General features: G+C 48.7%; 4 protein-coding genes. All 4 read left to right on the top strand.

The features are described 5' to 3' along the window. Positions 1-894 (top strand): tRNA glutamyl-Q(34) synthetase GluQRS (gene gluQRS / locus AC3A8L_RS18070; RefSeq protein ID WP_487963674.1); only part of this gene is annotated, 894 nt, incomplete at its 5' end. 286 nt (positions 895-1,180) lie between these two features. After that, positions 1,181-4,165 (top strand): sensor histidine kinase, encoded by a 2,985-nt coding sequence (locus AC3A8L_RS18065; protein ID WP_487963673.1) that lies wholly within the window; start codon positions 1,181-1,183, stop codon positions 4,163-4,165. An 8-nt stretch (positions 4,166-4,173) separates the two neighbouring features. After that, positions 4,174-5,583, top strand: coding sequence for a sigma-54-dependent transcriptional regulator (locus tag AC3A8L_RS18060; protein WP_487963672.1), 1,410 nt, complete (start codon positions 4,174-4,176; stop codon positions 5,581-5,583). Positions 5,584-6,307: 724 nt separating this feature from the next. After that, positions 6,308-7,509 (top strand): polynucleotide adenylyltransferase PcnB (gene pcnB, locus AC3A8L_RS18055; RefSeq protein ID WP_487963671.1); only part of this gene is annotated, 1,202 nt, incomplete at its 3' end.

Below are 7,509 nucleotides of genomic sequence, written 5' to 3'. Positions count from 1 at the left end.
CCCTCCCCCAAAGATTATGCCCCAACCGTGAAAACTTCGCTTTATAAGGGGCGCTTTGCTCCATCACCATCAGGTCCATTACACCTTGGCTCTTTAGCTTGCGCGCTCGCCAGTTATTTCGACGCCAAAGCTAACGCAGGACTATGGTTGGTTCGCATGGAAGACATCGACCAACCGAGGGAACCTGCAGGCTCAGCTAACGCAATCATTGAGTGCCTTCAAGCCCATCAACTTTTTTGGGATGACGACATTTTATTCCAAAGTCAGCGTAGCCACGCCTACAAGCAAACCTTACAAGAGCTCGACCAAAGAAGCCTCACCTACCTCTGCCAGTGCACTCGCAAAATTCTGCGCTCACTTGAAGGGTGTTATGACGGCCGCTGCCGAGATAAAGAACGCCAAGAAGGCGCGTTGCGACTCAATGTTTTGAGCGCACAACAACAAGGGCATAATACTAAAGTCCACTTTCATGACCGCATTAGCGGCCCACTATCTGAAGATCTTCTAAAATCTGGTGACTTTGTGGTACATCGTAAAGACGGACTTTTTGCTTACCAACTAGCCGTTATTGTTGATGACATTGCACAAGGGATTAATCATGTCGTGCGCGGCAATGATCTTCTTGAGGTAACATTCAACCAACTTTTATTTTTTGAGTTGCTCAATTACCCGATACCCAAATTCTGTCACATCCCCGTTCTTCTTGATGAGCGCGGCTACAAACTGAGCAAGCAACACGGTTCACCGGGCATCGATATGCTCAAACCAAAAGAAAATATCTTGCAAGCTTTGCGTCAAATGGGCTTTAACCCTCCCGGGAACATTTCCGTTCCAGAACTTCTGGTTTGGGGAACGGAACAATGGCGACTAGCGCATCCATTATTACAAAAATAATGCCACATTCGTTACAACATGCCACAAAAGCGCCAAAGTAAATTGCGACAACACTACAACTTGAGTAAAATTTACCCACACCCTACTCAGTCCTAATTATGAATAAGCCCAGCCCTTTAGTTTACCTCGCGCTGGTAGCCTACATCTGCGCACCCACCCTTATTGGCTGGGTTATGGACCCTCATGGTGAATGGTACAGACCTTTCGGGATTTGGCTTTTGATCGTCGTTGTCGCATTCCTTGTTCAGCGCTACAAAAAAAAGCGCGCGCAAGGATCTAAGCCCTCATGAACTTCACATTTACCCAAGTTGCACTAATTAGCTTGTGCTATATCGCCGTGGTATTTGGCATTGCCTATGCCACCGAGCGCAACTGGATCAGCAACAAAATCACCTCACACCCCATCACCTATATTCTTTCACTCGGAATTTTTGCGAGCGCATGGTCCTTCTATGGGGTTATCGAGCTGGCCGACCGCTTTGGCTATGGCGCACTCGCGTATTACATTGGCACCGGCCTACTCTTCCTTTTTGGCAACTTTGCATTAAAGCCCTTGGTTGAACTCGCCAAGCGTTTCCAAATTAACTCGATGGCCGACCTGCTCGTTTTCCGCTACCACAGTCACCTTGTTGGTGCATTAGCCACGCTGATTATGCTACTGGCTATGCTGCCGCTAATTGCGCTGCAAATTCAAGCCGTAGCCGACACCATGATGCTGCTCATCAAAGGGCAAGAGCAGCCCACGCAAATTGGGCAGCTCGGCGTCCAACAGTCTTTAGGTTTGGTGTACTGCGTGGGCATTGCGGTTTTCGCGGTACTGTTCGGCGCGAATCGCGAGCACCACAAAGGCCTTATCAGTGCCATGGCCTTTGAGTCTCTAATCAAGCTGCTCGCCCTCCTTATTGTGGGCGGTTATGTAGTATCAGCCTGCTTTGGCGGCTTAGAAGGGCTGGACCAATGGCTAAACGACAACCCTCATCACGCACTTGCACTCTATACCGCTAGCGATGGCGCCACCGCACACACCCTGATGCTAGTGTTTATCGCAACAGCCATATCCATGCCGCACATCTTTCATATGACGGTGGTTGAAAACCCCGTCAAACAAAGTAGTGATCTCGCGTCCTGGGCCTTCCCGCTATTCCTACTACTGATGGCGCTGCCGATATTTCCGATTCTTTGGGGCGGCTATCAACTCAGCCTAGACACCCCCGCCCAATACTTCCCCCTTGCCGTACCCTTAGCGCAAGGGAATGCCGCCATTTCCATTCTGGCTTATATTGGCGGGCTTTCAGCTGCAACAGGCGCCATGGTCGCCATGACGCTTGCGCTCACAACAATGATGCTTAACCAGTGGATTCTGCCCAGTAATTCTTTACGAACCAAGCGCGACCTTTATCGGCAATTAATCTGGATGCGCCGAGGCCTTATCGCCCTTGTCTCCATGATTGGCTTCTCTTACTACCTCATTCTCAACAACCAATTTACGCTAACCCAAATGGCGCTCACAGCCTTCATCGGCACACTTCAGCTATTACCTGGCGTTTTAGGGGTTACACACTGGCCCAAAATTAATCGAAGAGGTTTAGTCGGCGGCACCCTTGCAGGCGGAAGTATTTGGCTCGTATGCCTTTTTATTCCGCTAACACTCGGCAAAACAAACTGGGGAATCGGTTTCGGTGATTACACGCTTATTGTTGGCGTGGACGCCTGGCAATCCATTACCCTCTGGAGCTTAGGCGTTAACACAATCACCTGTTTGATATTATCGCGCCTTACACGTCAAAGTGATGATGAACGCTACAGCGCCGAGCTTTGCTCCCAAGACGAACTGAGTCACCCTGTCCGCATGACCCTAGATGTGCGCTCACCCGGTGAAATCATCTCGCGCTTAAGCACTCGCATCGGAGCCTCTACAGCAACCACAGAAGTGAGCCGGGCACTTAACCGCTTAAACTTACACGTCAATGAAAACCGGCCTTATGCCCTGCGCCGATTAAGGGATGAGCTAGAAGCCAACCTATCGAGCCTAATGGGTATTGCCATGGCCAGTGAGATATTGGACAGACTCGTTCCCTTCAAAGTCCCCGAAACCCATGACGCCACCGACATCAACCTAATAGAAAGCCGCTTGGGCAATGTTCGCAACCAGCTAACAGGCTTAGCCGCCGAGCTGAACAACCTGCGCCTCTATCACCGTAAAACATTAGAGCAATTACCCCTACCCACCTGCTCTATTGGTCAAGACCTTGAAATACTCATGTGGAATAGCGCCATGACTGAGCTAACCAGCATTCAGAGCGATGAGGTTACAGGCTCACACATTAAAGATATCCGCGCGCCCTGGGGCAGCTTGCTACACCGCTTTTCCAATTCATCAGAACACCGGTTTTACAAGCGTCAAATCGAGCTTAACCACCGTCCTCATTGGATAACACTACACAAAGCTTCGATTCCATCGACCTTATCGCAACAAAGTGATGGCCAGGTCATTATTCTTGAGGATGTCACTGAACTTCAGCTGCTTGAACAAGAGCTTCTCCACAGCGAACGATTGGCTTCCGTTGGCCGACTGGCCGCAGGTGTCGCCCACGAAATCGGCAATCCCGTCACCGGAATCGCCTGCCTTGCTCAAAACATGCGCTACGACACCAACGAGCCTGAAATTCTAGAATGCATCGAGCAAATTCTGTCGCAAACTAATCGCGTAAGCCGAATCGTTCAAACGCTGGTTAGTTTTTCTCATGCAGGGCAGCACTCGGCAGACAACTACCAACGCATTAGTTTGTACAATTGCGCCCAAGAAGCCATCAATCTACTTTCACTTCAGCACGAGAAAAACCAGGTCAACTTCGTTAATGATTTAGGTACCGAAGTTATTATTTTAGGCGACAGCCAAAGGCTCATACAGGTCTTTGTTAACCTGCTATCAAACTCGCGTGATGCCAGCCCTTTGTTTGGCGATGTCATTATTGAAGGGAAAATGGATGGCAATCTAGCCATCGTCACCGTGACAGATTTTGGCTCGGGTATTCCACAAGAACTACAAGATCGCATATTTGAGCCGTTTTTTACCACAAAAGAACCCGGAGAAGGCACTGGTCTTGGCTTGGCAATGGTGTACAGTATCATCGAGGATCATAAAGGTGGGCTTGATATCGAATCGCCCGCCCATCAAGATACCGCTAATGGCACCCGCTTTATTATCACTCTACCCAAACAACCGGCTAGCCAACCAACAGAAACACTTACCAGTCCTGACGCAAGTTAAAGCAAGTTATGAATAAAATTTTAATTGTTGAAGATGAAGCCATTATCCGCACCGCTTTGCGCAAACTCCTAGTTCGTAATAGGTATGAGGTATGCGAGGCTGGATCGGTGAAAGAAGCGACCACAAAATACAACCTCAACAATTTTGACCTTGTAGTCTCGGACCTTCGCCTACCAGGCGCACCCGGCACCGATTTGATTACACTCGCTGGCGATACGCCCGTTTTAATCATGACCAGCTATGCCAGCTTGCGCTCAGCTGTAGACTCTATGCGCATGGGCGCCATTGACTATATTGCCAAGCCTTTTGATCACGATGAAATGCTCACCGCCGTCAAACGCGTTATCGTCAAGCGCGATAAAGCCGCGGCAACGCAAAAAGCCCTTATCGGTGAAAACCAAACACAAATAGAAGGCATGATCGGTACATCACCCGTCATGAAAGAGCTTTACGCAAAAATTCACAAAGTTGCCCCTACTGGCGCCACCGTACTCATCAACGGCGAAACCGGCACAGGTAAAGAGCTTGTTGCACAAGCGCTGCACACAGAAAGCCCTCGAAAAAAAGCAGCTATCATTTCAGTGAACTGCGCCGCCATTCCCGACACCTTGATTGAAGCTGAACTGTTCGGTCATGAGAAAGGAGCGTTTACTGGCGCAGCAACCAATCGCGAAGGCCTAGTCGCCGCTGCGGATGGCGGCACGCTCTTCCTGGATGAGATCGGCGAACTCCCTCTTGAAGCGCAAGCTCGCTTATTGCGTGTACTACAAGAAGGTGAAGTCAGACCACTAGGCTCCGTAGAGTCTCACAAGGTTGACGTGCGCCTTGTCGCTGCAACGCACCGCGATTTAGGCAAGCTCGCCAGAGAAGGCTTATTTCGTGAAGATTTATACTTTCGAATTAATGTAGTCCAGCTCAAACTTCCACCACTGCGCGAGCGCGGCAAAGACATACTCTCCCTCGCTGAAACCTTTGTTCGACGATATTGCCACCAAGTCGGGAAACCACTGCTCACTCTTAGCCCTGAAGCCGTCCAAGTTGTAACAACTTATCGCTGGCCTGGAAATATACGCGAATTGGAAAACGCCATTCAGCGCGCCGTTATCCTGTGCGACGGCGATCAAATTGATCACACCCTGCTCGATATAGAGTTAGATGGTAACGAGTTCAACCCCGACAACAGTAATCCTCACAACCTTAATGAACAGTCCGTTGGCGAGAAAGTTGCCAGCCACCCCGACCCACAAGAAGACTTATCCCTTATCGACTACTTCCAACGCTTCGTACTTGAACACCAAGACACTATGAGCGAGACAGAATTAGCACGCAAATTAGGTGTAAGCCGAAAGTGCCTCTGGGAAAGACGCCAACGCTTAGGCATTCCTCGCTCCAGAGGCAGCAAAGCCACCGAGAAATAGATATTCCTCTGTAAAACCCTCCCCATTCCCACCGCGCTCAAAAAAATATTCAACAAAGTGGAACCTTTTATCGAGTGTCAGCTCTTACTAGGTAACACTTTTCCGCGTCAGGACACCCAGAAAGAAACAACATTGACGCGTTATTCATAAAGTTGACATAAAACTCGTAAATACTAAGATTTTGATCTTGGTATTTTTACGAATTACACTGCTTTCTACGCAAAGTGTTACCGACTTTGCTGCTGCGTAACACCATCGAAACATTGGGTAACGCCAGCACCTTATCTCACGTAATCCCCGCAAGCCAATAATCCACTTAAGCCTCTGATTTAAAAAGCTTTTGTTGTTTTGGCACGCCTAATGCTTTGTTTAGTCTCATAATAAAAACAATAAAGAATAACAAAAAGCATTTCGATAACTAATAACAACAATAAATAATAAAAACAGATAACTTTTATAACTATAAGAACAATAAATAATAATAACGAGAAAATACAACAACAATAAAAACATTCGCTACGACCGATAGGGCGAGCAAAAGCTTGGCAATTTACGGACATGGATGTGTCCGATTGACACAACAACATTTTCGGGCGGGAAGGTACTCAATGAGACCTTCCCGTTTTCATTTATATCCCCGATAAAATCGAGACGCCCGCGATAGAAGCCGCCTACTTATAAACCATGTTACACTCGTGCATCATTGACTTACTCACTGCACATCATGCTTAAACGTCTTCTCAAACTCCTCTCACCGTCATCCTCTTCAGATAGCAGTAAAGCTACGCGACAAGAGCACCACATTGTGCTCAACCAGCTCAGCCAAGCGGCCGTCAAAGTATGCTCTCAGCTTCAGCAAGCCGGCTATCAAGGCTACATTGTCGGGGGCGGAATTCGAGACAGCCTCCTAGAGGCTAAACCAAAAGATTTTGATGTCGCAACTAACGCCACGCCCGAGCAAGTGCGCCAGGTGTTTCGTAACGCTCGCATTATTGGCCGACGCTTTAAAATTGTTCATGTCCGCTTTGGTCGTGAAATTATTGAAGTCACAACCTTTCGCGGCCACCACGAACAAGGTAAAGCCCGCGACGCTGTTCAGTCCGAACAAGGACTTTTGTTGCGCGACAATGTTTACGGTGACTTAGAGTCCGATGCCATTCGCCGCGACTTCACCATCAATGCGCTTTATTACGACCCCGTATCGCAAACACTGATCGACTTTACCCACGGCCTTCGCGATATTGAATCACGTACGCTTCGCATCATTGGCGATGCCAGCGAGCGCTATCGCGAAGACCCCGTCCGCATGTTGCGCGCTGCGCGCTTTGCCGCAAAGCTAGGCTTTCATTTAGAGCCCGCAACCGCAAAACCTATTTTTGAACAAGGCGAGCTACTCGACCACATTCCATCCGCGCGTTTATTTGAAGAAGTGCTCAAATTAATGCTCGGCGGATGCGCCACGGCAACCGTCGCAAGCCTTGAGAAGTATGATTTGTTTCGCCACCTGTTTCCTGGCGTAGGCCCCATTGCAGACTCATCACCCTTTAATCGCCAAGTCATCGACCTTGTTTGCATCAATACCGATAAACGCATTCGCCAAGGTAAGCGTGTTACCCCTGCCTTTATCTTTGCAGCATTTTTATGGTTGCCGCTGCAAGCCGAGATTGAACGCTTTATAAAAGAAGGCATGAAGCCAGGCGATGCCAAAAACGCCGCTATTTCCGGTGTGATTTCACAACAGCTTACCCGTACAGCAATCCCTAAGCGCTTCTTAATGCCCATGCGCGATATTTGGTTTTTGCAAAACGGCCTTGAGAACCGACAAGGCAAGCGCTGTTTTTCTACCCTTGAGCATCAACGCTTCAGAGCCGCATACGACTTCCTACTACTACGAGAAGATGCCGGCGAGAATCACAACGGAAATAG

The sequence above is a fragment of the Marinagarivorans sp. genome (assembly GCF_982758155.1).
Note: the sequence above shows the minus strand (reverse complement) of the source record. Positions and strands in the feature narration are given on the sequence as shown.